The sequence below is a fragment of the Sphingomonas sp. Leaf22 genome, from assembly GCF_001421715.1.
Taxonomy (GTDB): Bacteria; Pseudomonadota; Alphaproteobacteria; order Sphingomonadales; family Sphingomonadaceae; genus Sphingomonas.
In genome coordinates, this window is the sequence record NZ_LMKP01000042.1 from 69,885 (window position 1) to 94,462 (window position 24,578).

The 24,578-nt window shown below is 67.0% G+C and carries 26 protein-coding genes and 1 tRNA gene; 19 read left to right on the forward strand and 8 right to left on the reverse strand.

The window, feature by feature from the left end:
• The first annotated feature begins 161 nt into the window (after window positions 1-161).
• From ASE70_RS16175 to ASE70_RS16185, 3 genes are read left to right on the forward strand one after another with little or no spacing between them, the layout of a single operon-like run.
• Window positions 162-1,277 carry a site-specific DNA-methyltransferase gene (locus ASE70_RS16175; protein ID WP_056507293.1) on the forward strand — a complete coding sequence of 372 codons (1,116 nt, stop codon included), beginning with the start codon at window positions 162-164 and terminating at the stop codon, window positions 1,275-1,277.
• Entirely contained in the window at window positions 1,277-2,353 is a 1,077-nt protein-coding gene (gene folP, locus ASE70_RS16180; protein ID WP_056507296.1) for a dihydropteroate synthase, read from the forward strand. Before ASE70_RS16175 ends, folP begins: the two co-directional genes overlap by 1 nt.
• A 22-nt stretch (window positions 2,354-2,375) precedes the next feature.
• Window positions 2,376-4,724, forward strand: coding sequence for a hypothetical protein (locus ASE70_RS16185; RefSeq protein WP_056507076.1), 2,349 nt, complete (start codon window positions 2,376-2,378; stop codon window positions 4,722-4,724).
• 31 nt (window positions 4,725-4,755) lie between these two features.
• On the opposite strand, the gene ASE70_RS16190 is transcribed toward ASE70_RS16185, so the two are convergent.
• Window positions 4,756-4,832 (reverse strand) — tRNA-Pro (locus tag ASE70_RS16190).
• Window positions 4,833-4,991: 159 nt separating this feature from the next.
• Here ASE70_RS16190 and yajC point away from each other — a divergent pair.
• Genes yajC through ASE70_RS16210 form a run of 4 tightly spaced genes read left to right on the forward strand, consistent with a single transcriptional unit; the run spans window position 4,992 to window position 8,268 of the window.
• On the forward strand, window positions 4,992-5,336 hold the full coding sequence (gene yajC / locus ASE70_RS16195; RefSeq protein WP_056507082.1) for a preprotein translocase subunit YajC: 345 nt from the start codon (window positions 4,992-4,994) through the stop codon (window positions 5,334-5,336).
• Window positions 5,336-6,931 carry a protein translocase subunit SecD gene (gene secD, locus ASE70_RS16200; RefSeq protein ID WP_056507085.1) on the forward strand — a complete coding sequence of 532 codons (1,596 nt, stop codon included), beginning with the start codon at window positions 5,336-5,338 and terminating at the stop codon, window positions 6,929-6,931. Before yajC ends, secD begins: the two co-directional genes overlap by 1 nt.
• Before the next feature lie 12 nt (window positions 6,932-6,943).
• Window positions 6,944-7,900, forward strand: coding sequence for a protein translocase subunit SecF (gene secF, locus ASE70_RS16205; protein ID WP_056507088.1), 957 nt, complete (start codon window positions 6,944-6,946; stop codon window positions 7,898-7,900).
• The gene (locus tag ASE70_RS16210) at window positions 7,897-8,268 is read left to right on the forward strand and encodes an MTH938/NDUFAF3 family protein (RefSeq protein WP_056507092.1); all 372 of its coding nucleotides are present in this window, start codon (window positions 7,897-7,899) and stop codon (window positions 8,266-8,268) included. Before secF ends, ASE70_RS16210 begins: the two co-directional genes overlap by 4 nt.
• Here ASE70_RS16210 and ASE70_RS16215 read toward each other — a convergent pair.
• The 4 genes from ASE70_RS16215 to thpR form a co-directional block, all read right to left on the reverse strand.
• The gene (locus tag ASE70_RS16215; RefSeq protein ID WP_056507095.1) at window positions 8,256-9,425 is read right to left on the reverse strand and encodes a glycosyltransferase; all 1,170 of its coding nucleotides are present in this window, start codon (window positions 9,423-9,425) and stop codon (window positions 8,256-8,258) included. The two genes, ASE70_RS16210 and ASE70_RS16215, sit on opposite strands and share 13 nt — an antisense overlap.
• Window positions 9,426-9,518: 93 nt before the next feature.
• Entirely contained in the window at window positions 9,519-9,944 is a 426-nt protein-coding gene (locus tag ASE70_RS16220) for an OsmC family protein (protein WP_056507099.1), read from the reverse strand.
• 76 nt (window positions 9,945-10,020) lie between these two features.
• The gene (locus tag ASE70_RS16225; RefSeq protein ID WP_056507102.1) at window positions 10,021-10,353 is read right to left on the reverse strand and encodes a glycine zipper 2TM domain-containing protein; all 333 of its coding nucleotides are present in this window, start codon (window positions 10,351-10,353) and stop codon (window positions 10,021-10,023) included.
• Between the two features lie 110 nt (window positions 10,354-10,463).
• Entirely contained in the window at window positions 10,464-11,015 is a 552-nt protein-coding gene (gene thpR, locus ASE70_RS16230; protein WP_056507105.1) for an RNA 2',3'-cyclic phosphodiesterase, read from the reverse strand.
• A gap of 116 nt (window positions 11,016-11,131) precedes the next feature.
• Between thpR and ASE70_RS16235 the strand changes: the two genes are divergently transcribed.
• The 6 genes from ASE70_RS16235 to ASE70_RS16260 all read left to right on the forward strand — a co-directional run bounded on the left by ASE70_RS16235 (window position 11,132) and on the right by ASE70_RS16260 (window position 16,537).
• Entirely contained in the window at window positions 11,132-11,872 is a 741-nt protein-coding gene (locus ASE70_RS16235) for a Bax inhibitor-1/YccA family protein (protein ID WP_056507108.1), read from the forward strand.
• A 111-nt stretch (window positions 11,873-11,983) separates the two neighbouring features.
• Window positions 11,984-12,295, forward strand: a complete 312-nt coding sequence (locus ASE70_RS16240; protein ID WP_056507113.1) for a hypothetical protein — start codon at window positions 11,984-11,986, stop codon at window positions 12,293-12,295.
• Between the two features lie 74 nt (window positions 12,296-12,369).
• Window positions 12,370-12,981 carry a hypothetical protein gene (locus ASE70_RS16245; protein WP_200925663.1) on the forward strand — a complete coding sequence of 204 codons (612 nt, stop codon included), beginning with the start codon at window positions 12,370-12,372 and terminating at the stop codon, window positions 12,979-12,981.
• A 63-nt stretch (window positions 12,982-13,044) separates the two neighbouring features.
• Window positions 13,045-13,929, forward strand: a complete 885-nt coding sequence (locus ASE70_RS16250) for a hypothetical protein (protein WP_156356312.1) — start codon at window positions 13,045-13,047, stop codon at window positions 13,927-13,929.
• The gene (locus ASE70_RS16255) at window positions 13,926-14,348 is read left to right on the forward strand and encodes a GNAT family acetyltransferase (protein ID WP_235520002.1); all 423 of its coding nucleotides are present in this window, start codon (window positions 13,926-13,928) and stop codon (window positions 14,346-14,348) included. Before ASE70_RS16250 ends, ASE70_RS16255 begins: the two co-directional genes overlap by 4 nt.
• A 77-nt stretch (window positions 14,349-14,425) precedes the next feature.
• Entirely contained in the window at window positions 14,426-16,537 is a 2,112-nt protein-coding gene (locus ASE70_RS16260) for a TonB-dependent siderophore receptor (RefSeq protein WP_056507123.1), read from the forward strand.
• A 183-nt stretch (window positions 16,538-16,720) separates the two neighbouring features.
• Here the strand turns inward: ASE70_RS16260 and ASE70_RS16265 are convergent, their stop codons facing one another.
• A complete protein-coding gene (locus ASE70_RS16265) occupies window positions 16,721-17,539 on the reverse strand; it encodes a ferredoxin--NADP reductase (RefSeq protein WP_056394663.1) in 819 nt (272 codons plus the stop codon).
• A 9-nt stretch (window positions 17,540-17,548) separates the two neighbouring features.
• On the reverse strand, window positions 17,549-17,977 hold the full coding sequence (locus ASE70_RS20235; RefSeq protein ID WP_056507127.1) for a hypothetical protein: 429 nt from the start codon (window positions 17,975-17,977) through the stop codon (window positions 17,549-17,551).
• 192 nt (window positions 17,978-18,169) lie between these two features.
• Between ASE70_RS20235 and ASE70_RS16275 the strand changes: the two genes are divergently transcribed.
• Window positions 18,170-19,918: a methyl-accepting chemotaxis protein gene (locus tag ASE70_RS16275; RefSeq protein WP_162235999.1), complete on the forward strand. Its 1,749-nt coding sequence runs from the start codon at window positions 18,170-18,172 to the stop codon at window positions 19,916-19,918.
• Window positions 19,919-20,080: 162 nt separating this feature from the next.
• Here the strand turns inward: ASE70_RS16275 and ASE70_RS20810 are convergent, their stop codons facing one another.
• On the reverse strand, window positions 20,081-20,272 hold the full coding sequence (locus ASE70_RS20810) for a hypothetical protein (protein WP_156356313.1): 192 nt from the start codon (window positions 20,270-20,272) through the stop codon (window positions 20,081-20,083).
• 92 nt (window positions 20,273-20,364) lie between these two features.
• On the opposite strand from ASE70_RS20810, the gene ASE70_RS16280 reads away from it, so the two are divergent.
• The 5 genes from ASE70_RS16280 to ASE70_RS16300 all read left to right on the forward strand — a co-directional run bounded on the left by ASE70_RS16280 (window position 20,365) and on the right by ASE70_RS16300 (window position 24,424).
• A complete protein-coding gene (locus ASE70_RS16280) occupies window positions 20,365-20,712 on the forward strand; it encodes an arsenate reductase (RefSeq protein ID WP_056507130.1) in 348 nt (115 codons plus the stop codon).
• 76 nt (window positions 20,713-20,788) lie between these two features.
• Window positions 20,789-21,229 carry a hypothetical protein gene (locus ASE70_RS16285; protein WP_056507133.1) on the forward strand — a complete coding sequence of 147 codons (441 nt, stop codon included), beginning with the start codon at window positions 20,789-20,791 and terminating at the stop codon, window positions 21,227-21,229.
• Window positions 21,230-21,252: 23 nt separating this feature from the next.
• Window positions 21,253-22,113, forward strand: a complete 861-nt coding sequence (gene panB, locus ASE70_RS16290; protein WP_056507136.1) for a 3-methyl-2-oxobutanoate hydroxymethyltransferase — start codon at window positions 21,253-21,255, stop codon at window positions 22,111-22,113.
• Between the two features lie 246 nt (window positions 22,114-22,359).
• The gene (locus ASE70_RS16295) at window positions 22,360-23,064 is read left to right on the forward strand and encodes a tetratricopeptide repeat protein (protein ID WP_056394675.1); all 705 of its coding nucleotides are present in this window, start codon (window positions 22,360-22,362) and stop codon (window positions 23,062-23,064) included.
• Between the two features lie 28 nt (window positions 23,065-23,092).
• The gene (locus ASE70_RS16300; RefSeq protein ID WP_056507139.1) at window positions 23,093-24,424 is read left to right on the forward strand and encodes an outer membrane protein assembly factor BamB family protein; all 1,332 of its coding nucleotides are present in this window, start codon (window positions 23,093-23,095) and stop codon (window positions 24,422-24,424) included.
• Window positions 24,425-24,578: the final 154 nt, after the last annotated feature.

Consider the following 24,578-nt stretch of genomic DNA (forward strand, 5'->3'; position numbering starts at 1 on the left):
GATATGGAGTCTCACAACTGCTCCGAGACTCCATATCTAGCCTGCCGCGACTCGATTCGTCGCCGGAACGAATCCGGCACGACGCGGGAGTCAAGCATTCCCTCTTGACCGCGACTCGCCAATTCCCCGAAATGGAGCCGATTCAAGGGGGACTGGCGACGATGGTAGCGACGAAAATCCGGGCAAAGGCCCCCGCGACGGTCACGCTGCCGCTCGACCGCATCTTGATGGACGACTGCATCGACGCGATGCGCTCGCTGCCGGCGAATTCGATCGACTGCATCTTCGCCGATCCGCCCTACAATCTGCAACTCGGCGGCGACCTGCTGCGCCCCGATGGCAGTCAGGTCGATGCGGTGGACGACGACTGGGACAAGTTCGACAGCTTCGCCACCTATGACAAGTTCACCCGCGACTGGCTGGCCGAGGCGCGCCGCATCCTGAAGCCCGCCGGCACGATCTGGGTCATCGGCAGCTACCACAATATCTACCGCGTCGGGTCGATCGTGCAGGACCAGGGCTTCTGGATTCTCAACGACATTGTGTGGCGCAAGTCGAACCCGATGCCCAATTTCAAGGGCACGCGTTTTACCAACGCGCATGAAACGATGATCTGGGCCTCAATGGGCGAAAAAGCGCGCTACACCTTCAACTATCGCCAGATGAAGACGTTGAACGACGAACTGCAGATGCGGTCCGACTGGGAATTCCCGATCTGCGGCGGGCCGGAGCGGCTGCGCAAGGACGGGACCAAGGTGCATCCGACCCAGAAGCCCGAGGCGCTGCTGTACCGTGTGCTGCTGGCATCGACCAATCCCGGCGACGTCGTGCTCGACCCGTTCTTCGGCACCGGCACGACCGGCGCGGTCGCCAAGCGGCTGGGGCGGCACTTCATCGGCATCGAACGCGACGCGACCTATGTCGAGGCGGCGACGGCGCGGATCGAGGCGGCGCTGCCGCTCGACGAATCGGCGATCCGGGCGATGCGCGCGCCGACCAAACCGCCGCGCGTCGCGTTCGGGGTGCTGGTCGAAAACGGCCTGCTGCCCGCCGGGTCGATCGTGACCGATGCGAAGCGCCGGTTCCGCGCGACGGTGCTGGCCGATGGCTCGCTGTTGTCCGATTGCGGTGCGGCCGGGTCGATCCACAAGCTCGGCTCGACATTGCAGCATGCGCCGACGTGCAATGGCTGGACCTTCTGGCATAGCGAGGGGCCGAACGGGCTGACCCCGGTCGATGCGCTGCGCCAGCAATGGCTGCTCGCGACGCAGCCCTGATGTATCTCCGCCCGGTCCGCTTCGTCGACACGCCGATCGGGCTGCCCGATGGCGGCGCGTTGCGGTTGGCGGGAGGGATGCTGTGGTTCGCCGCCTATGAGGTGCGCGAGCGGGGTGGCGAGCGGACGATCGTCCCGGTCGAGGCGTTCGAGCCATGGGTGGCCAGCCTGTCGCCAGCCAAGGCCGAACGGGCGCGGCTGCTGCACCGGCGGATTACAGCGCCCCGTGCGCCCCTGATGCTCGGCGAGCGCGTGCTGCGCTTCGATCAGCCGCAGGTCATGGCGATTCTGAACGTGACCCCGGACAGTTTTTCCGACGGCGGACGCCATGTCGACGATCCGGCCGGCGCGGCGGCGGTCGGCCTCGCGATGGCGGCGGCAGGGGCGGCGCTGATCGACCTTGGCGGCGAATCGACCAAGCCAGGCGCGGCGACGGTTTGGGAGGGCGATGAGATCGCGCGAGTCGTGCCGGTCGTGGAGCGGCTGGCGGCGGCGGGGGTGGCGATCTCGGTCGATACGCGCAAGGCGGCGGTGATGACGGCGACGCTGGCGGCGGGCGCGCATCTGGTCAATGATGTCGCCGCGCTCGCCTATGATCCGCGCGCGCTGGCGGTGGTCGCGTCCAGCGGATGCCCGGTGGTGCTGATGCATTCGCCTGCCCCGGCGCAAGGGCCGCATGGCGGCGATGGCTATCACGACCCGCTGCTCGACGTGTTCGACTGGCTGGAGGCGCGGGTCGAGGCGGTGGTCGCCGCCGGGGTCGACCGGGCGAAAATCGTGGTCGATCCCGGCATCGGTTTCGGCAAGGCACTGTCGGACAATCTGGCGCTGGTGAATGGGCTGGCGCTGTTCCACGGCCTTGGTTGCCCGGTGTTGCTGGGTGCCAGTCGCAAGCGGATCATCGGTGCGCTGTCGAACGAGGCACCGGCGGATGAACGGCTGGGCGGATCGGTCGCGCTGGCGTTGGCCGGGGTCGAGCGGGGGGCGCAGATCGTTCGGGTGCATGACGTGGCGGAGACGGTGCAGGCGATCCGCGTCTGGCGCGGCTTGCGCGATGCGGCCTTGGTCGCGCCATAAGCCGTCCGCTATAGGGGCGGGTATGGTCCGCGTTCTCCTGATGCTCGCCGCGCTGTCGGCGCTGTTCGCCAATGCCGCGCAGGCCCAGCAGAACGGGTTCGATCTGGCCGGCCCCGACGTGTCGGTCATGGTGAAGCGTGGCGAGGTCGAACTGCCGGTCGCGGCGGTGCCGGCGCTGCGTGGTGGCGACACGCTGACGGCCAAGGCATTGCTGCCCGACGATCAGGCAGCACGCTATCTGCTGGTCGTCGCCTTCCTGCGCGGGGCGACCAATCCGCCGCCCAAGGACTGGTTCTTTTCGGTCGAGACGTGGAACAAGAAAAAGAACGTCCTGATCGTCAAGGTGCCCGAGGGCGCGGAGCAGGTGTTGCTGTTCCTCGTCCCCGAAGCGGGCGGCGGCTTTTCGGCGGTGCGCGGCGCGGTGCGCGGGCGGCCCGGCGTGTTCGTCCGCGCGGCGCAGGATCTGTATCAGGCGTCGTTGGACCGACAGCGGCTGGACGCGTTCGTCGGCGCGATCGGCCGGATCGGCGAGCGCGCGCCCGAACGGCTCGCCACCGCCGCGCCGGTGCTGGCCGATGCGCTGCGGATCAAGCTGAATGCCGACTGCTTGCTGCGCCAGCGCGCGTTGCAGGCGGCGTGCCTGACCCAGCAGCGTGATTCGCTGGTGTTGCAGGCGCAGCGCGGTGCGACACTCACTGAAACGCTGACCGGCACCCCGGTCGACCTTGCGTACCGCGTGGCGGCGACACGGGAGGGCGGGGCTGGCTATTACAGCCCCTATATCGGGCTGGCGCGCGATCTGGCGCGGCTGTTTGGGGCGTTTCGTACCGCCCAATATCAATATCTTCCGGCATTGGCGCTGGGGCAGGGGCAGGCGATCCACCTGCAATTGAACAGCGCCCCGTCGTTTCAGGACCCGCGATCGGTGCTGGTCGCGCCGTTACCGCCGATCGGGGCCGCGCCGCCGCCCTTGTGGCGATCGAGTGCGCCGGGGGCGCTGTGTCTGGCCCGGCCCGATCTGGTGCTGCCGATCGACGATGCGTCGCTGCTGTTCGCGACGGATTATGCACGCGATCTGGTGCTGCGCGTCACCGCCGCCGATGGCCGGGTGTCGACGCTGCCGCTGACCGCCGATGCCGAGCGTGGCGGGCTGGTGCTGGCCAATGGCGCGCCACAGGCAGCGGGGCCGGTGACCGAGGCGGTGGTGCAGGGGCGCTGGGGCTTCGACGCGTTCAGCGGTCCGCGCGTGCCGGCAGAACTCGACGGGCCCGGTGCATGGACCGCGCACCCCGACGCGACGGTGATCGTCGGGCGCGACCATCCGCTGTCGTTGCGCGGCGGGGCGGCGGCATGCGTCGCCGGGCTGACGCTGCGCGATGCCGGCGGGCTCAGCCGCTCGCTCCCATGGAAATCGGCCGCGCCCGACGCGCTCGACGTGACGCTGCCACTCGGCAAGACACGACCGGGACCGATGACGCTGACCTTCGTCCGGTTCGGGGCGGTCGCCCCCGATCAGATCGCGCTGACCGGCCGCGCCGAGCCGAGCCGGCTCGATCGGTTCACGATCCATGCCGGCGACCGCGACGGCGTGCTGGAGGGGGCACGGCTCGATCAGGTAACTGGGCTGATGCTCGGCGGCACCCGTTTCGCCGCGGGTGCGCTGACGCGGGTCGGGGAGGGCGATCGGCTGACGCTGACCGCCGAGCAGCCGGTGACCGAACCGACCGACAGCGCGGCGGTGCAACTGCGCGATGGCCGTACCGCAACGGTCGCCGTAACGGTCGCCCCGGCGCGGCCGGTCGCGACGTTGCTCGACCTGCGCGTCGCGTACGCGCCGCCCGCTGGTGCGTTACCGATCGACCTGCCCGACGGGCTGGTGCCGACCGGCGCGACGCTGACCTTCTCGACCCAGATCGCCGATGGTCTGAGCGGCGGTGAGGACGGAATCGAGATTGCGAACGGCGACGTCGCCAGGCGGCTGACCATCGCGTCGGGCGCGGTACAGCGGATCAGCGACGATATCGCGGTGGCTACGATCGCGCCGCAAACGGCGTTCGGCGCGGGCGCAGCGGGGGCGCTCCGCTTCCGGCCGTGGCGCGGTGGTGCGGCAGGGGCGTGGCAGCCGCTGGGAACGCTGGTCCGCCTGCCGGTGCTGACCGGCATCGCCTGTCGCGAACGCTGCACGGTCAGCGGGCGCGACCTGTTCGTCGTCGCCGCGATCGGGACGACCCCGGACATGAAGGACGCGGTGGCGTTGCCCGCCGGATTCGTCGGCGGATCGGTCGATGTGCCGGCCACGCAGGACATTCTGTATCTGCGGCTGCACGATGCGCCCGACGCGGTGCAGCGGGTGAAGCTGCCGGCGAAATAAGGGGGAGGGCGACCGATTCGCCCGAAATCTCTGGTCGGGGCGACAGGATTCGAACCTGCGACCCCCACACCCCCAGTGTGATGCGCTACCAGGCTGCGCTACGCCCCGATCAGAGAGGGCGTGCCTTTAGGCCTGCTTTTCGGCCCATGCAAGCCCGAAGCGTGCGAGCGGGCAAATGTTGCGTGCGACCCAAGCAGATGATAGCTGCCCGCAATTGACAGGATGCCGTGTTCGCGGCGTCCGCTATCTCGGACATTCAGGCCAGCAATGCTCGTACCTTCCGCTTTCGCCCAGTCCGCCGCCGCGCCCGCGGCGTCGGGTGGTATTCTCGGCACGCTGATCGGCGTCGCGCCGCTGCTGCTGATCTTCGTCGCCTTCTACTTCCTGTTGATCCGTCCGCAGTCGAAGCGGATGAAGACGCTGCAGGCAACGATCGCCGCCGTGAAGCGCGGCGACAGCATCGTCACCGCCGGCGGCATCATCGGCAAGGTGACCAAGGTCGAGGACACCTTCGTCGAGGTCGAGATCGCCTCCAACACCCGCGTCCGCGTGGTCAAGGCGACCATTGCCGAAGTCACGCCGCCCGCCGGCGCCAAGCCCGCGAACGACTGATGCTCGACTTTCCGCGCTGGAAACGGATCGCCATCTGGGCATCCGTCATCCTGTTGTCGCTGTTCGCCGTACCGAGCCTGCTGCCCGAAGCGATGCGGGCGAAGCTGCCATCCTGGTATGCGTCGCAGACGATCAATCTCGGCCTCGATCTCGCGGGCGGCAGTTACATTCTGCTCGAAGCCAAGACCGAAGACGTCGCCGCGACCCAGATCGAAGCGATGCGCGAACGCATCTCGACCGAGATGCGTCGCCAGCCGCGCGTTGCGATCGGGGACATCTCGACGCGGGGCGGGCAGATCAGCTTCATGGTCCGCGATGCGACCCAGGTCGATGCCGCACGCGAAAAGCTGCTCAGCCTGACCGGCGGCGGCGCGGGCATGACCGGCCAGCGCGAATGGGACATCGAAGTGCGCGACACCACGCGCTTCGTGCTCACCCCGACGCAGGCCGGCCTGCGCCTGACCGTCGAGAATGCGATGAAGGACGCGACCGAGGTCGTGCGCCGTCGTATCGACGAACTGGGTACCCGCGAACCGACGATCATCCAGCAGGGTACCAACCGCATCGTCGTACAGGTCCCCGGCCTGTCCGACCCGAAGGCGCTGAAGGCCCTGCTCGGCAAGACCGCGCGGCTCGAATTCAAGCTCGTCGACGTTACCGCCGACCCCGCCGCCGTCGCGCGCGGTCAGGCACCGGCCGGCAGCCAGATCCTGCCCTATCCGGCGCAGGGCACCCCGATCGCCGTCAAGCGGTCGGCGATCATCAGCGGCGACCAGCTGACGGATGCGCGTCAGACCTATGACGAAAATCAGCAGCCGGCGGTGTCGTTCAACTTCAATTCGGAGGGCGGCCGCCGCTTCGCGCGGGTTACGCAAGAGAATATCGGCAAGCCGTTCGCCATCATCGTCGACAATCAGGTGATCTCCGCACCGAATATCCAGACGGCGATCATGGGCGGTTCGGGGCAGATCACGGGTGGCGGCTTCACCGTCGACACGGCCAACCAGCTCGCCATCGCGCTGCGCTCGGGCAAACTCCCGGTCGACCTGACCATCGTGCAGGAAAGCACGGTCAGCCCCGAACTCGGTGCCGATTCGATCAAGGCCGGCGTCACCGCCGCGATCATCGCCACCGTGGCGGTCATCGCGTTCATGGTCATGACCTATGGCCGGTTCGGCATCTATTCGACGATCGCGGTCGTGCTGAACATCCTGATGATCCTCGCGGTCATGGCGTTCCTGCGGGCGACGCTGACGCTGCCGGGTATCGCCGGCTTCGTGCTGACCATCGGTACGGCGGTCGACGCCAACGTGCTGATCAACGAGCGCATCCGCGAAGAGCGGCGGCGCGGACGTTCGGTGCTCCAGTCGCTCGAACTGGGCTATAAGGAAGCGAGCCGCACGATCTTCGAGGCGAACGTGACCCACGCGATTGCGGGTTTCATCATGCTGATCCTCGGTTCCGGCCCGATTCGCGGCTTCGCGGTCGTGCTGCTGCTCGGGATCGCCAGTTCGGTGTTCACCGCCGTCACCTTCACGCGGATGCTGGTCGCCGGATGGATGCGCCGCAACCGTCCGACCGACATCCATATCTAAGGCCCGGCCGTCATGCGTCTCATCAAGCTGGTCCCCGACAACACCAACATCCGCTTCGTCGCGGTGCGGAAGATCGCGTTTACCGTCACGCTGATCCTCAGCATCCTCGCGGTCGGGCTGGTGTTCGTCCGTGGCCTCAATTTCGGCGTCGACTTCATGGGCGGCGTTTCGATCGAAGAGAAATTCGCCGCCCCGCCGGCGATCGACCGGGTGCGTGCGACCATCGAACGGCTGGGGGTGGGCGAACCCGCTATCCAGCAATTCGCCGATCCCACGCTCGTATCGATCCGCCTGCCGGTTCCCGAAGGCGATGCTGGCGCGACCGACCGGCTGGTCGAACGCGTGAAGACCGCGCTGTCGACCGAATTCCCCGGCGCGACGTTCAGCAACTATTCGACCGTGTCGGGCAAGGTGTCCGACGAGCTGGTGACCAACGGCGTGCTTGCCGTGTTGCTGGCCATCGTCGGCATCGCCATCTTTTCATGGTTCCGCTACGAATGGCAGTTCGGCGTGTCGACCGCGGTCGCGATCATCCACGACGTGCTGATGACGCTCGGTTTCTTTGCGCTGACGCAGATGCCGTTCGACCTGACCATCGTCGCGGCGGTGCTGACCATCATCGGCTATTCGATCAACGACAAGATGGTGATCGACGACCGTATCCGTGAAAACATGCGCAAATACCGCAAGATGGGGATGCGCGAGCTGATCGATCTGTCGGTCAACGAAACGTTGCCGCGGACGGTCATGACCTCGCTGACCATCCTGCTGGCGCTGACCGCGCTGATCGTGTTCGGCGGCCATGTGCTGCGTGGCTTCACCGCCGCCATGATCCTCGGCGTGATCGTCGGTACCTATTCGTCGATCTACGTGTCGTCGTCGCTGCTGATCTCGCTGGGGCTGCAGCCCGGCGCGCCGGTGGGGGAAGGGACCGTCAAGGAACCGGTCCCCCAAAAGGGCACCCGGTGAAGCTCGACCGGACCCGAAAGGGCGACGGTCCGGTCGTTTCGGGCCTGACCCCCGGCGGGTTCCGGGTCGATGACGGCATTTACCCGGCGCTGCTGATGACGCCACAGCGCGCCGATCTGTGGGAGCCGCCGGCGTTCGAGGCGCTGAACACCGATGCACTGGCGGCGGTATTGGCGATCGATCCGGTCCCGGAGTTCCTGCTGCTCGGCACCGGCGCTACCCTGCGCCAGCCGCCGCGCGCGCTGGTCCGCGCGCTCGACGCGCGAGGCTTGGGGATCGAGGCGATGGACAGCCGGGCCGCGGCGCGCGCATGGGGCGTGTTGCGCGACGAAGGACGCTGGATCGCGGCGGCCTTCTACCCCTTCTGATTGACCAGTCCGGCCAGATGGTCGCGTAGCTCCGACGCGTTGCGCTCCCAGCTATAGGCATCGACCGTCGCCCGCGTCGCCGCCGGATCGGCGGCCTGCGACAAGATCGCCGCAATCCCTTGCGCGAAGGACGCCGCATCGCGCGCGACGATTCGCCCCGCCGCGGGACGGGTGACGACTTCGCGCGCCGCGCCGGCATCGGGAATGACGATCGGCGTCCCGCTGGCAAGCGCCTCGACCCACGCATTTGCCAGCCCTTCCGACGACGACGCCAGCGCCATGACGTCCGCCGCCGCCAGCAGGTCGGGCAGGGCGTCATGCGGCATAGCTCCGCACAGCCGGACCCGGTCGCTAACGCCCAGTTCGGCGATGCGCGCCGCCAGCGATGCCTGATCGGGCCCGCCGCCGACGATCCACAACCCCACACCGGGTAACGCCGCCACCGCCTCCAGCACGATGCGATGACCTTTGCGTGGGATCAACGCGCCGAGCGATACGACCAGCGGGCCGGTTACGCCAAGCCGCGCCTTCGCCGCCATCCGATCGATCGTGCCGAACCGGCTGCGGTCGATCCCGGTACGATGGACCCGAACCGGACGGTCGATCCCGGTGGCGGCGATATCCTCGGCCATCGACTGCGAAACCGCCAGCAAGCCATCGGCACGCTCGCCGGCCGCGCGGACCTGTGTCGCGGTCGCCGGGGCATGGCCCCAATGATGAATATCGGCCCCGCGCGCCTTGATCGACACCGGCACGTCATAGCGCCGCCCCAGCGCCACCGCCGCCGGTCCGTCAGGAAAGAAGAACTCGGCATCGATCACATCGAAGCGAAATGTCGCCCGCAGCGCGTCGAGATGCGGCGTCAGGCACCGGATCAGCGCACCGACATGGAACCGCCCCCGTGTCGCCGGCAGGTTCACAAAACGCGGCCGATCGACTGCCAACCCCTTCCAGTCCTCGCGCAACGGCAGGCGCGCGAGCGAACGATAGGTGGGGTGGAGCGAAAGGGGGAAAGGCGGGATACCGATCGGGACGACGACGCGCACCTCGACGCCATCCAGTGCGGCCAGTCCCAAGGTTTGCCGTTCGACGAACCCCCCAAAATTGGGCCGGGTGACATCGGGGAACAGCGTGGCCAGGGTCAGAACGCGCAGCATGCGGCAATGTCATAGCCAAAAAGGATGAAGGCTTTGCCGCAAATCGGGGTCGCAAAAAACGGGCCGGAGCAGCCTGCCCCGGCCCGGTTCGCATCACGTGTTGAGCGTGTGGTCCAGCGTGATCTCGGCATTCAGCAGCTTTGAGATCGGGCAGCCCGCCTTGGCACCGGCCGCGATTTCCTCGAACTTCGCCTTATCGATGCCGGGGACGCTGGCGGTCAGCGTCAGCGCCGACTTTGTCACCGTGAACCCGTCGCCATCCTTGTCCAGCGTGACCTTTGCCGTGGTCTCCAGCGTGCCGTCGCCATAGCCGGCACCGGCCAATGCGAAGCTCAGCGCCATGGTGAAGCAACTGGCATGGGCGGCGGCGATCAATTCTTCGGGATTGGTACCCTTGCCGTCCTCGAACCGAGTGCTGAAACCATATTGCTGGTTGTCGAGCACGCCGGACTGGGTCGAGACATGGCCTTTGCCGTCCTTGCCAAGACCTTCGTAACGGGCGGATGCACTGCGGATCATGCGGGAACCTTTGCGATGGAAAAAGGGCGGGCCCGTCGCCGGACCCGCCCTCCAAATAGGTCGCGTCAAAGAAGGTTCAACGGCAGCGACCGCGGCTGCCGCTCCGCTCGATCTCGCGACCCGCCAGCGCACCGGCGGCACCGCCGAGCAGGGTACCCAGCGTACGGTCGCCACGGCTGTCGACCGTGCGGCCGACCAGCGCGCCGGCAACGCCGCCGACGACCAGACCGGTCGTGCCGTTCGGCTTGCGGCAATAGCGGCGACCGTCACGACCGCGCCATTCGCGATACTGGTTGCGGCGCTGTGCCTCGGCTTCGGACTTGCCGACCGAAATGCCGTGCTTCGAATAGGTCGCACCGACCGGCGCCAGCAGCGATGCAGCGGCGAGTGCCAACATCATATTGCGCATGGGGGATATCCTTTCGTCCATGTCGTTGTTGACCGGTTTAACGCACCCTTCGCCTGACGGTTTCATGAACGAAACGACAGCTTGCGCCCGTCCCGCGACGGGACGATGCGTCAGTCGCCTGTCATGAGCGGATCGAGGGGGTAACGCGCCGCCGCCTCGTACCACGCACCGGCATGGCCGAGGTGGCTTTCGTACAGGAGGAAGTGATCGAACCGCATCGGCGGCGACGCCAGCCCGGCATTCGCGCCGAGGAACGCTTCCGTCGGCCCGCTCGATTTGTTGAGCCGCGCCAGCGTGACGTGCGGCAGGAACGCCCGCCCCTCGGGCGAAAGGCCGAGACGGACGAGCGCGTGATCGACCTTCCGATGCAGTGCCGTCACCGCGTCGTGCGGCGTCACCCCGGCCCATAGCGCCCGGCCGCGCCGGCCGGCATCGAACTGTCCGACTCCCGACAGCGCCAGATCGAACGCCGGTGCGCGAACTGCCTGCAATGCCAGTGCGATATCCTCGGCCACCGCCCGTTCGACGTCGCCGATATAACGCAGCGTCAGGTGCAGTTGCTCGTCATCCTGCCACCGCGCCGCTTCGACGCCGTCCTGGATGTCGAACAGCGCGTCGCGCATCGCGGCGGGCGGGCGGAGGGCGATAAACAGACGGTGCATGGCGGATTCTCCCGGCAGCGTAACAAAATGTTGCTCTCCGCGTTTGGCTTGAAATCGCCACGACGGCGGACGATATTTCGAACAGCCGGCATGAGTGCCGGAAAGAGGAGTTTACAATGGCGAACTGGTCCGATCCCCGGACGTCGGCCGCACCGATCACCCGTACGCGCGACCGTGACATGGCGCGCGACGAAGGGCTGCGGTCCTACATGCTTTCGGTGTATAACTACATGGCTTCGGGCGTGCTGTTGACCGGCATCGTCGCGCTGTTGTTTTCGTGGGGTGGCGACACCTCGCCGGCGGCGGCGGTGTTCTACCAGCCCGGTATCCTGAAATATGCGATCATCTTCTCGCCGCTGATCTTCGTGATGGTGTTGAGCTTCGGCATCAACCGTCTTTCGACCGGCGCGGCGCAGGGGCTGTTCTGGGCATTCGCAGCGATCATGGGTCTGTCGATGTCGACGATCTTCCTGCGCTACACCGGATCGTCGATCGCGCTGACCTTCTTTGCGACCACGGTCTCGTTCCTGTCGCTCAGCCTCTACGGCTACACGACGAAGCGTGACCTGACCGGGTTCGGTACGTTCCTGATCATGGGTCTGGTCGGTCTGATCGTGGCGTCGCTGCTGAACCTGTTCTTTCAGTCGAGCATGATGAGCATGGTCATCAGCGCGATTGGCGTGCTCCTGTTCGCGGGTCTGACCGCCTATGATACGCAGCGGATCAAGGGCCTGTATTATCAGGTCGCCGGCACCGACTTCGCTGGCAAGGCCGTGATCATGGGGGCGCTGTCGCTGTACCTCGACTTCGTGAACATGTTCCAGTTCCTGCTGTCGTTCATGGGCAACCGCGACTGATCCGGTCACCGAGGACGATATGAAGGGCCCGGCGGGAAACCGTCGGGTCTTTTCTTATACGGGGAACGCGTCGGGCGATCGTTTCGTTTTTGTCCTGAAGGAGTGAGGGACATGACCAACGACACCATGGGAATCGACGACAAGGCGCTTTCGTCGCTGTCGGTCGCCCCCGACGGCAACGAAAGCGACGCGCACACCCCGCCGGGTCGCGGCGACGCAGGCGGCGATCACAGCATCGCCGGCAGGATGGAAAGCGATCCGGCCGACAGCGACGCGCGGCTCGACCGCGGTCTCGACGAATCGATGGACGCGTCGGACCCGCCCGCCTCGACCCAGCCGATCCACAGCAACGGTCCCGCACCTTCGTCGGGCTACGACCCCGAACAGGAAGAAAAGTTGGCCCGCGACGGCAAGGCCGACTGACCGTACGGTAACGACTGCAAACGATGCGGCGTGTCGGCTGGTGCCGGCGCGCCGCGTTCGGTATGGAAGGCGGCATGACGACCGATCGGTGGTTCCGACCCGTGTTCCGGGCCCTCGCCGCGCTGCTGCTGGCGGTGCAGGCCATCGTCCCGGCGCAGGCGGCGGTGACGATCACCTTCTGGTCGCAGGAATTCGGGCAGAGCTTCCCGCATGCATTCTTCAGCTTTTCGGGCACGCCCGATGCCGGCGGGCCGGCAGCCGATGGCACCTATGGCTTTACTGCCAAGGCGATCACCCCCGCTTTGCTGACCGGATCGGTCGCCGGACGGATCGACCGCCCCAAACCATCCTATATCGACCGCAGCAACGCCCATTTCTCGGTCGTGCTGAGCGATGCGCAATATGCCGCCGTCCGCTCGCTGATCGACGAATGGGGTGAGAAGGGCGATTCGCACTATAATCTGAACCGTCGCAACTGCGTCCATTTCGTTGCCGAAGCCGCGCGTCGATCGGGCCTGACCGTGGTCGAGGACCGGAAACTGATGAAGAAGCCGCGCTCGTTCACCCAGTCGCTCGAACGCGCCAATGCCGGACGGGTGACGGTGATCGAATTGCCGGCAAAGGCCTATTTCGCGTCGCGCACGCCGCCGGTCGTCGCGGTCGGATCGACGCCGCCGCCACGCTGACCTCTTTCGTCGCGACGGCAAATCCGGCAGTCCTGCCGAAACAAGAGGTACGGGAGTCGGGTGATGCGGCGGTGGGCGATCGGGATGCTGGCGTTGCTGGCAGGATGCGGACAGGCCGATGAACCCGATGCGTCGGTCAATCTGACGCAGGACGACCCGATCCTGCCGATGCCGTCGCCGACGCCCGAAACGCTGGTGACGATCCCGACCCGGTTCGTCGGGACATGGGGCAGCGACGGTGCCGCCTGCGCCGCCGATCCCGCCGGGGCGAACCGGCTGATCGTCGCGGCGAACGCGATCACGATGGGCGACCGCGAGCTGCCGGTGCGCGGCATCACCCTTGCCGATGCCGGGGCGGTCGATATCGATATCGTCGGCGATCGCGGTGGCATCACCGAACAGCGCCGCTACCGGCTGGCGCTGGGCGAGGGGGGGACGCTCGACATGATGGCGGACGGCGGACCGGTCCGCCGCGTCCGCTGCGATGCGCCGGCCGGTGCGGAAGCAGCGGCGCGCAACGCGATCGCGCTCAACCTCGCCCCCGACGGCCTGCAAACCGTGGCCGGTGCCAGCAGCCGCGCGCTCCCCTTCGGCAGCCCGAGCGAGATCGTGCTACGCGTGGTCGAGGCGGCGACCCAGAGCCTGCCCGAACGATCGCGCAACGAGACGTGCGGCGAAGGCCCGCTCGACATCGCCACCTATCCGAAGATCGCGGTCTATTTTCAGGAAGGCCGCTTCGTCGGCTGGTCGGCGCGCGGGCGCGGGCTGACGACGATGAGCGGCGTCGGCATCGGCGCGAAGCGGGCGACGGTGGATTCGACGATCGACGCGCCGGTCGAGGAAACCAGCCTCGGCCGCGAATTCACCAGCGGCGATCTGTCGGGTACCTATGACGCCCGTGACAATGTCGCGGCGTTATGGGCGGGCAGCACCTGTATCGCCCGGTGATCGCACCCGCCACCGCCGACGATGCCGACCGCGTGGTTGCATTGTGGCGATCGTGCGGGCTGACCCGGCCATGGAACGACCCCCATGCCGATCTCGCGCGGGCGCTGTCGGGCGCGACGTCGACCATCCTGCTGGCCCGCGAGGAAGGCGGACCGATCGGCAGCGTCATGGTCGGGCATGACGGGCATCGCGGCTGGCTCTACTATCTCGCGGTCGCGCCCGATCGTCAGGGGCAGGGTATCGGCCGCGCCTTGTTCGCCGCTGCCGAAGACTGGCTGCGCGACGCGGGCGCGCCGAAGCTCCAGTTGATGGTCCGCAGCGACAACGATGCCGCGCTCGGTTTCTACGAAGCGATCGGGTTGACGCGGCAGGATGTCGTCGTTCTCGGCCGTTTCCTGACAAAGGACCGACCAGCCTGAGCGTAAGCTACTGATAGTCACTTGCAAAAGCAGCAACGGCGGCGTACCGGCGCGAAACAGTCAGGGAATCGTTCCGCATGTCCGCTTTCGCCATCCTCCTCGCCGCCGTTACCGCCGTGCCGGACGTGCCGCCGACCGAGGACCCGCAGCGGGGCGACGATATCATCGTCACCGGCACCCGGACCGAGGGCAGCGCCGACTATGCGGTCAAGGCGCAGACCACCGCCACCCGCCTGCCGCTCAGCCAGCGCGAGACGCCGCAATCGGTCAGCGTGGTGACGCGTGCGCAGATCGACGACTTTCAGCTGAACGACGCCAACGCGCTGCTCACGACCGTCCCGGGTGTGACGGTGCAGGCGCAGGAAACCGACCGCTTCTATTATTCGGCGCGCGGCTTCGATATCCAGACGTTCCAGATCGACGGCATCGGCCTGCCCTTCGCCTTCGAAGTGCAGACCGGATCGGTCGATACCGCGATCTACGACCGGATCGAGGTCGTGCGCGGCGCGCCCGGCCTGTTGTCGTCGACCGGCAACCCGTCGGCGGTCATCAACTTCGTCCGCAAGCGCCCGACCCGCGACCTGAAGGCATCGGCCAGCGTCCAGTACGGATCGTTCGACGCTCTGCGCCTCGACGCCGATGTCAGCGTGCCGCTGACACGGGAAGGCAATGTGCGGGCGCGCGCGGTCGGCGCGTTCGTCGACAGCGACAGCTATCTCGATCGCTACCATCTGCGCCGCTGGACCGGCTATGGCATCGTCGAGGCCGATCTCGGCCCCGATACGGTGGTCAGCGCCGGATACGGCCATCAGGATCATGGTACGCGCGGCGCGATGTGGGGGTCGCTGCCGCTCTATTACACCGACGGTACCCGCATCGACCATGCCCGCTCGACCAACACCGGTCCCGACTGGGCGCGGTGGAACGTCACCGACCGCCAGATCTTCGGCGACGTGACGCATCGCTTCGGCGACTGGACGGCCAAGCTCAGCGTCCTGCGCCGGGCGATCAGCGAGGACGACCGGCTGTTCTACGTCTTCGGCAATCCCGATCGCGCGACCGGCCTCGGCATTTTCAGCTATCCCGGCGCGTTCCGTGCCGAAACCCGCAACCTGACCATCGACGCGCATCTTGCCGGCACGGCGACCCTGTTCGGCCGGACACACGACGTGATGTTCGGCGTGAACCGCAGCGCGCAAGCCTATGAGCAGGGGTCGAGCTACGATACCGCCGCCATCAATCTTTCGCTGCCGCTGGCGACGGCGTTCGACGGCAGCTTCCCCGAGCCGAATTTCCCAACCGCGTACGACCCCAGCCTCGCGACCCGGCAGCGGCGCGAAACGGTGTACGGCCTGATCCGGCTGAACCCGGCCGAGCGGGTCAAGGTGATGGTCGGTGCCAACGCGACCCGCGCGTTCAGCGAAGGCATCTCCTATGGCGCGCCGACCGATTACGACCGCGCGCGCTTCCTGCCGTTCGTCGGGGCGACGGTCGATCTGGCGAGCAATATCAGCGCCTATGCCAGCTTCGCGACGATCTTCAATCCGCAGACCCAGGTCGACGCGAACCGCCGGCTGCTCGACCCGATCGAGGGCGACAATCTGGAAGCCGGGCTGAAGGGCGAATGGCTCGGCGGCCGGCTGAACGCCAGCATCGCGGTGTTTCAGGCGCGGCAAAAGAACACGGCCGAGGCGGCGGGCTTCGACGCGACGATCGGTCAGACGCTCTATCGCGGCGTCAATGCCAAATCGCAGGGGATCGAGTTCGAATTCAGCGGACAGGTCGCGCCCGGTGTGCAGGCCACCGGCGGATACACGGTGATGCGGGTACGCGGCGACGATGACCAGGCGGTGCGCACGTTCGTGCCGCGCAATACCGGGCGGCTCAATATCGTGTGGTCGCCGACGATGCTGCCGGCGCTGAAGCTGGGCGCATCGGGCCAGTATCAGAGCCGCATCTACCTCGAACCGGGTGCACTGGTGCCGAACACCACCACCCCGATCCGGATCACGCAGGATGGCTATGCCACGTTCGACCTGCTCGCGCGCTACGACCTGACTGATCGCGTCTCGCTCAGCGCCAATGTCCGCAACGTCAACGATGCGAAGGTGTTGAACGCTATCAACTACGATCAGGGGTTCTTCAACGCGCCACGGACGGTGCTGGGAACGATCCGGGTCAGCTACTGACGCGAACAGGGGGCGGTGGTGCCGCCCCCTTCCTTCGTACCACCATTTGGTTCGAGCAGCTTCAAGCGAAGTCGAGAAGCGTCTGTCGAGAACGCCTTGCCCCAATCGGCGCGTTCTCGACAGGCTCGAAGCTGCTCGAACCAAACGGAATCAGGATTTGATGGCAGGGTAAGGCGTGCTGCCTCACCCCACGAACGCGCGTTCGATCACGTAGTCGCCAGGCTTCGCGTTCGACCCTTCCTCGAACCCCAGACCTTCCAGATATTCCGAAAAGTCGCGGATCATCTCGGTCGACCCGCACAGCATGATGCGGTCGGTCGCCGGGTCGAACGCCTGCGCGCCGCCGATGCGGGCGCTGAACAGCGTGCCGTTGTCGACCAGCGCATCGATGCGGCCGGTCGTGTGAAACGGCTCGCGCGTCACCGTCGGGACATAGGTGAACTGCTGTGCCGCCTGATCCTCGACCAGCGGATCGCCGGCCAGGTTCGCCTCCATCGTGGTGCGGAAGGCGAGGTCGGACACGCGGCGCACCGAATGGACGACGACGATCGACGAATACATCTCATACACGTCGGGGTCGCGGATCAGCGACAGGAACGGGGCAAGACCGGTGCCGGTCGACAGCATGAACAGCCGGCTGCCGGGCTTCAGCGCGTCGGTGACCAGCGTGCCGGTCGGCTTCTTGCCCAGATACACTTCGTCGCCGGGCACGATCTGTTGCAGCCTGCTGGTCAGCGGGCCGTCCTGCACCTTGATCGACAGGAACTCCAGCTCCTCGGCATAGGCCGGGCTGGCGATCGAATAGGCGCGCAGCAACGGCTTGCCGTTGTCGCCGGGCAGGCCGATCATCACAAACTCGCCCGACCGGAAGCGGAAGCTGGGCGGGCGGGTGATCGTGAAGCTGAACAGATGCTCGTTCCAGTGACGCACCGAACGCACGCGCTCGACGCTGAGCGCGTTGGTGGGTTCGAGGCCGTGGACGACGGCGGTGCGGTCGGTCATCGAAAATCCTTACGTCTTGACGCTGGTCCCCGGCGGCAGCCCGATCTGGCCGAGCATCGCCGCTGTCCGGGCCAGCGCGCAAAAGGTTGGTGCGATCGCCCCGTCGGCGACCAGCAGCGAAAGCGTGGTCCGTGCCTTCGCATCGAGACCCGTTACGAGATCGCGCGCCAAGGTCAAGAGAACCGATTCATCGTCGGTCACAAGCCCGCATTTACAATTGATCTGGATCGGTACGCGGGCATGGCTCGACAACTGCGCCATCCACGCATCGAAATCGCACAGCGCATCGAGTGCGCCAGCCTGTGCAAAGCGTGCCGCCAGCAATGCCGACGGGTTCTGGCACGCACTGCGCGCCGCCACCCAGAGCCGGATCGCTTCGAGCAGGAAGCGGTCGCCGTTCGACAATATCGATACCGGCCGGTCGATCAGATCGTACATAGAGCCTCGCTATTGATACTCATTCGCAGACGCTATCGGCAGGGTCGGCGATCGTCAATGGTCGTCGTGCAGCGGACCGGCACTTTGTCGCGACCGGTCGATGGGGCGAAGCGCGGACGGGATCGGCGACCTGTAAATAAGATATTCAGTAATTCGGCGCATCGTGGCCCGACGAGGGAAAAGGGCGGTGCAATGAAGTTGAAGGTCCGGGGTCGCGTCAACTTGATCGGGGCAATGGCGGCGATCGGACTGGTCGCGCTGCTGTGTATCAGTCTGTTTCGCATGTCGGCGATCATGCACGCCGATATCGAGCGCAATACGCGACAGGTCGTCGAAACCGCGCGGTCGGTCGTCACCTATTATCACAACGCCGAACTGGCGGGGCGGATGAGCCGTGCCGAGGCGCAGCGCGCCGCGCTGTCGACGCTGAAGGACATGCGCTACGAAGGGAAAGAGTATTTCTGGGTGAACGACCTGCATCCGACGATGCTAATGCACCCGACCAAGCCCGAACTCGACAATACCGACCTGACCAACAACCGCGACGCCACCGGCAAGGCGCATTTCGTCGAAATGGCGAATGTCGTGAAGGCCCAGGGGGCGGGCTTTGTCCGCTATATGTGGAAGACCCCCGACAAGTCGCATGACGAACCGAAACTGTCCTATGTCGCCGGGTTCAAGCCATGGGGCTGGGTGATCGGGTCGGGCGTGTATCTCGACAGCGTCAACGCGGCGGTGTGGAGCGCGGCGCTGTACCAGAGCGCCCTGGCGCTGGCCGTGCTGCTGGTCGTTGCCTTCGTCGCCTTCCGCATCGGCCGCTCGATCTCGCAACCGGTCGAGGCGCTGTCGGCCCGGATGCGCGCGCTGGCCGCCGGCGACACCGCGACTCCGATTCCCGGCCGCGACCGGATCGACGAAGTGGGCGAGATGGCCGCCGCGCTCGAAACCTTCCGCGACGCGGCGATCGTTGCCGCCGAGCGTGAAGCCGAGCAGCAGCGCGTGGTCGCGACGGTCGGATCGGGGCTCGACGCGCTGGCCCATGGCCGGCTCGACACCCGGATCGGCAGCAGGCTGTCGGGTGCCTTCGCCAAGATCGGCAGCGATTTCGACTCGGCGATGGCGGCGGTCGCCGACGCGATGCGCTCGGTCACGCGCTCGGCGGGCGGTATCCGCACCGGCGCGACCGAGATCAGCAGCGCGTCCGACGACCTGTCGCGCCGCACCGAACAACAGGCCGCCAGCCTCGAGGAAACCGCCGCCGCGCTCGACCAGATCACGGCCACCGTCCGGCGCACCGCGGCGGGCGCGGCACAGGCCAATACGACCATGAGCGCGACTCGCGGCGATGCCGAGGACGGCGTGCGCATCGTGCGCGATGCGGTAACGGCGATGAGCGGTATCAAGCGCGCGTCGGACGAGATTTCGGAAATCATCTCGGTGATCGACGGCATCGCCTTCCAGACCAATTTGCTGGCGCTCAACGCCGGCGTCGAGGCCGCGCGCGCGGGCGATGCGGGCAAGGGCTTTGCGGTCGTCGCCTCCGAAGTCCGCGCGCTGGCCCAGCGTTCGGCCGACGCCGCCAACGACGTCAAGTCGCGCATCCATGCCAGCGGCAGTCAGGTCGAGGTCGGTGTCACGCTGGTCGGCCAGACCGGCAGCGCGCTCGAACGCATCGTTGCGCGCATCGCCGAGATCGCCGATCTGGTCGCGACCATCGCCCGCGGTGCCGACGAACAATCGTCGGGCCTGCAACAGGTCAACATCGCCGTCAGCGAGATGGACGCGGTAACGCAGCAGAACGCCGCGATGGTCGAGGAAGCTACCGCCGCCGCGCGCAGCCTCGCCAGCGAAGCCGAAGCGCTGACCCGCCACGTCGCCCTGTTCAGCGTCGCGGAAACCGCCGGCCGCGACCAGCCCCGCACGTTGCGCGCGGTGGCGTGATCGACGGCGGCGCGTCGCCAGGCTAGACGCGAACGCCTACCCTGCGACGAGGCGACCCGTGACCCTGACGCTGTACGGCACCCCCAATTGCGAGCAACCCGGCACGGTTGCAAGCAAACGCTCGAATGGGTCGAACTACTGGAAAGCGGCGATTTTTGGTAGTCAGCTACCTTTCCGCTTCCGGTAGGATTGCCGATAGACGCTCGGCGCTGTTGCTTGCGTGAAGGCACGCACCTCGTCGTTTAATTCGGCGAGCGCCGCTTGGAATGCTTCAGGGCTGTCGTCTGCGGCCGTCACGGAGAACCGGTGTCGCTTGCCGTGGTGATAGACGCCTTGAGACACTGTTGTTGCCATACGGCGACGATAGCACCTTCGCGCGAACTTCAGCTATTGGGCAGAAGCGAACGCGCTGCCTTTTCGTGTGCGGTGTCGCGGAGGGATTGCCAATGACGTTGACGATATATGGAATTCCGGCCTGCGACACGATGAAGAAAGCCCGCGTCTGGCTCGACGGGCAAGGCATCGCGCATCGGTTCCACGACTATAAGAAGGCCGGGATCGACCGCGCGACCCTCGAACGCTGGGTCGCGGCGCTGGGGTGGGACGCACTGCTCAACCGGTCGGGCACGACGTTCCGCAAGCTGCCCGATGCCGACAAGACCGATCTGACCGCCGACCGCGCCATTGACCTGATGCTGGCGCAACCGTCGATGATCCGCCGGCCGGTACTGGTCGCGGACGACTGGATCGAGGTCGGTTTCAAACCCGATCGCTACGCCGGACGATTGCTCTAGGCGGACTGATTGCGCTACGATTGCAGCTGCTCGGGGGCCGATGGCGATACCGCAGCGATTTGCCTGTGGGAGAGACATGCCTGAAACCCTTTTTCGTTTGCCGCCGATCTGGTTCCGCGTCGTCGCCTTGCTGATGACATTGTGGGGCGCGGCGGGTGTCTTCGCCTTTTACGGCCATGCGACGACCGGGCCGGCGCAGCTGGCGGCGTTGCCCGACTATGAGCGCGGCTTTTTCCTCGCGCTGCCCGGCTGGTTCGTCTGTATCTATGCCATCGCCACGTGGGGCGGGTTGCTCGGCGGGATTGCGCTCATGCTCCGGCGGCGGATCGCGATCGTCTTCCTCGCGCTTTCGCTGCTGGCGGTCGCGGTGCAGTTCGGCTGGGTCTTTGCCGCGACCGATCTGATCGCGGTCAAGGGCGCGGCGGCGGTCGTGCCGTTTCCGCTGGTGATCTTCGCCATCGCTCTGGCCCAGCTGGCCGTCGCGCGCCATGCCGATGCTCGTGGGTGGCTTCGCTAGAGGCGTTCCGCTAGACGCTGACCATGTCCACGACCTTCACCATCGACACCGCGACCAGCCGCGCGACGCCGACCCCCGCGCCGATGAAGCGGCTGACCATTCCCGCGATCCGCGCCGCCAAGGGCAGGACCCCGCTCGTGATGCTGACCGCCTATACCGTGCGCATGGCGCAGCTGATGGACGCGCAGTGCGACATGCTGCTGGTCGGCGACAGTCTGGGGCAGGTGATCTACGGCCTGCCGTCGACCGTGCCGGTCACGCTCGACATGATGGCGGCGCATGGCGCGGCGGTCGTGCGCGGCAGTTATCATGCGCTGGTCGTGATCGATCTCCCCTTCGGCAGTTACGAAGCCAGTCCTGGGCAGGCGTTCGAAAGCGCGGCGATGCTGCTCAAGGCGACCGGCGCGGCGGCGGTGAAGCTGGAGGGCGGCACGGCGATGGCCGACACCGTCGCCTTCCTGTCGCAGCGCGGGATTCCGGTGATGGGCCATGTCGGCCTGACGCCGCAGGCGGTGAACCAGCTCGGCGGCTATGGCGCGCGCGGCCGCAGTCCGGAGGAAGCGGCGAACATCGTCGCCGATGCCGTCGCCGTCGCCGAGGCGGGGGCCTTTGCAGTAGTGATCGAGGGGGTGGTCGAACCGATCGCAATCGACATCACCCGCCGCATCGCGGTGCCGACGATCGGCATCGGCGCGTCGGCGCAGTGCGACGGACAGGTGCTGGTCGCCGAGGACATGCTCGGCTTCTTCGAACGCACCCCGCGCTTCGTGAAGACGTTCGACGACATCGCCGGCCGCATTTCGGCAGCGGTGCGGACCTATGCCGACGACGTCCGCTCGCGCGCCTTTCCGGGGCCGGACCAGCTCTACGCGCCGAAAGGTTGAGCGGCAGGCCAACCCTACCGTCACCCCGGGCTTGACCCGGGGTCCCGCTTCTTCTTTCTCTCGGCCGTGATGAAAAGCGGGACCCCGGGTCAAGCCCGGGGTGACGAAGGAGGCCCCCGTTCATCCCCCGAACACCCGCCCTTCGCCATGGTCTCCCCCCGGCACGACGCCTGCGACCATTCGCTTTCGTTTCCGCCGACGCTCGGCTAAAGGAGCGCGCTTGACCCATCCCCTGGAGCTGTTCCCTTGGCGTTGACCCCGCAGAACAACGATGCCTTCATCCGCGAAGTCGATGACGAGATGCGTCGCGAGCAGATGACCGCGATCGGTCGCCGCTACGGCCTGTGGATCATCGTCGCGGTGCTGGCGGCGCTGGCGGCGTTCGGCGGCTGGACCTGGTGGCAGCATCATCAGAACAGCCTCGCCGCCGAACAGGGGGAGAAGCTCGCCACCGCGCTCGACGAGATCGCACAGGGCCGCGTCGCGCAGGGCACGGCCGAGGTCGCGAAGCTGACGACGTCCGATCGCGACGCCGTCCGCGCCACCGCGCTGCTGACGCAGGCCGACTTGCTACTCTCCAAGAACGACCTGAAGGGGGCCGCTGCCGCCTTTGGCAAGGTCGCCGCCGACGACTCGCTGGCACAGCCGTTCCGCGACATGGCGCTCGTCCGCCAGACCGCCGTCGAATATGACAGCCTGCAACCGCAACAGGTCATCGACCGGCTGCGCGGCCTCGCCGACAAGGGCAGCCCGTGGCTCGGCAGCGCGGGCGAGATGGTGGCGGTCGCCTATCTCCGCCAGAACAAGCTGCAACAGGCGGGCCAGACCTTTGCCCTGATCGCGCAGACCGACGGCGTGCCGCAATCGGTGCGCGGGCGGGCGGTGCAGATGGCCGGGTCGCTGGGTGTCGACGCGGTCGATGCGTCGGCCAACCAGACCGCCGCGCAATAACGCTTCTCCAGTTTCCGGAACCCCTTCGATGAAGACCCATCTCAAACTCTCGGCGGCGGTCGCGGCGTTGGCGCTGCTGGGCGGTTGCGGCGCCTTGAAGGGCAAGGGCCCGGCGCGCACCCCGATCGTCGGCCAGCGCGTGCCGATCCTCGCATCGGAAAATCTGGCGGAGGTCGATCCGGCGCTCGCCAATCTTCAGGTCGTGTTGCCGCTCGCCGAAACCAACGCCAACTGGGCGCAGCCCGGCGGCAATCCGTCGAAGTCGATGGGCCATGTCGCGCTGGCCGATACGCTCAGCCAGCGCTGGTCGGTGCGGATCGAGGGCGGCGATACCCGTACGCGCCTTGCCGCCGCGCCGGTCGTCGCCGATGGCCGGCTGTACGTGATCGACGTCAACGGCCTCGTGACGGCGATGACCGCTGATACCGGCGCGACCGTGTGGACCGCCCCCACCGTCAAGGGCGACGAAAACCGCCGCGCGCGCTTCGGCGGCGGCGTGTCGGTCGACGGCAACCGCGCCTTCGCCACCGATGGTCTGGGCGATGTCGTCGCCTTCGACACCGCCGATGGCAAGGAAGTGTGGCGCGCCAAGCCCGGCGGCCCGCTGCGCGGCGCACCGACCGTGACCAACGGACAGGTCTATGTCGTCAGTCAGGACAACCAGCTCTTCGCCCTCGACCAGACCGATGGCAAGGTCGTCTGGACCCAGTCGGGCAGTCTCGAGTCGCAGGGCGTGTTCGGCGTCGCCGCCCCGGCCTCGGCGCAGGGCACGGTCGTCGCCGGCTTCTCGTCGGGCGAACTGAACGCCTATCGCTATGAAAACGGCCGATCGGTCTGGGGCGACAGCCTGTCGCGCACCTCGGCCTCGACCTCGGTGTCGGCACTGGCCGATATCGATGCCGAACCGGTGATCGACAATGGCCGCGTCTATGCGGTCGGGCAGGGCGGGCGCATGGTCGCGCTCGAACTGACGTCGGGTCAGCGGTTGTGGGAACAGAATCTCGCCGGCATCTCGACGCCATGGGTCGCGGGCGAATGGATTTTCGTGGTCACCGACGATGCCCGCCTGCTGTGCATTTCGCGCGGTAGCGGCAAGCTGCGCTGGGTCCAGCAGCTGCCCGGCTTCCGCAACCTCAAGAAGCGCAAGAACCCGATCGGCTGGGTCGGCCCGATCCTGGCGGGCAACCGCCTGATCCTCGCCAATACGCAGGGGCAGCTGGTGTCGGTCTCGACCGCCGATGGCAGCATCACCACGACGCAGGATACCCGGTCGAAGGCCGGTTATTCGCTGTCGCCGATCGTCGCCAACGGCACGCTCTACCTGCTCGACGATGCGGGGCAGCTGACCGCCTGGAAGTAGCCTACCTGCCTCACCCCCTTCGTCATTCCGGCGCAGGCCGGAATCCATGGATGGGGTGAGGTCGCGGCCCCATCGCGAGCACCCGACACAATGGATTCCGGCCTGCGCCGGAATGACGGCTGTGCGGGTGCAAGCGCGCACCCTCGACCCGGCC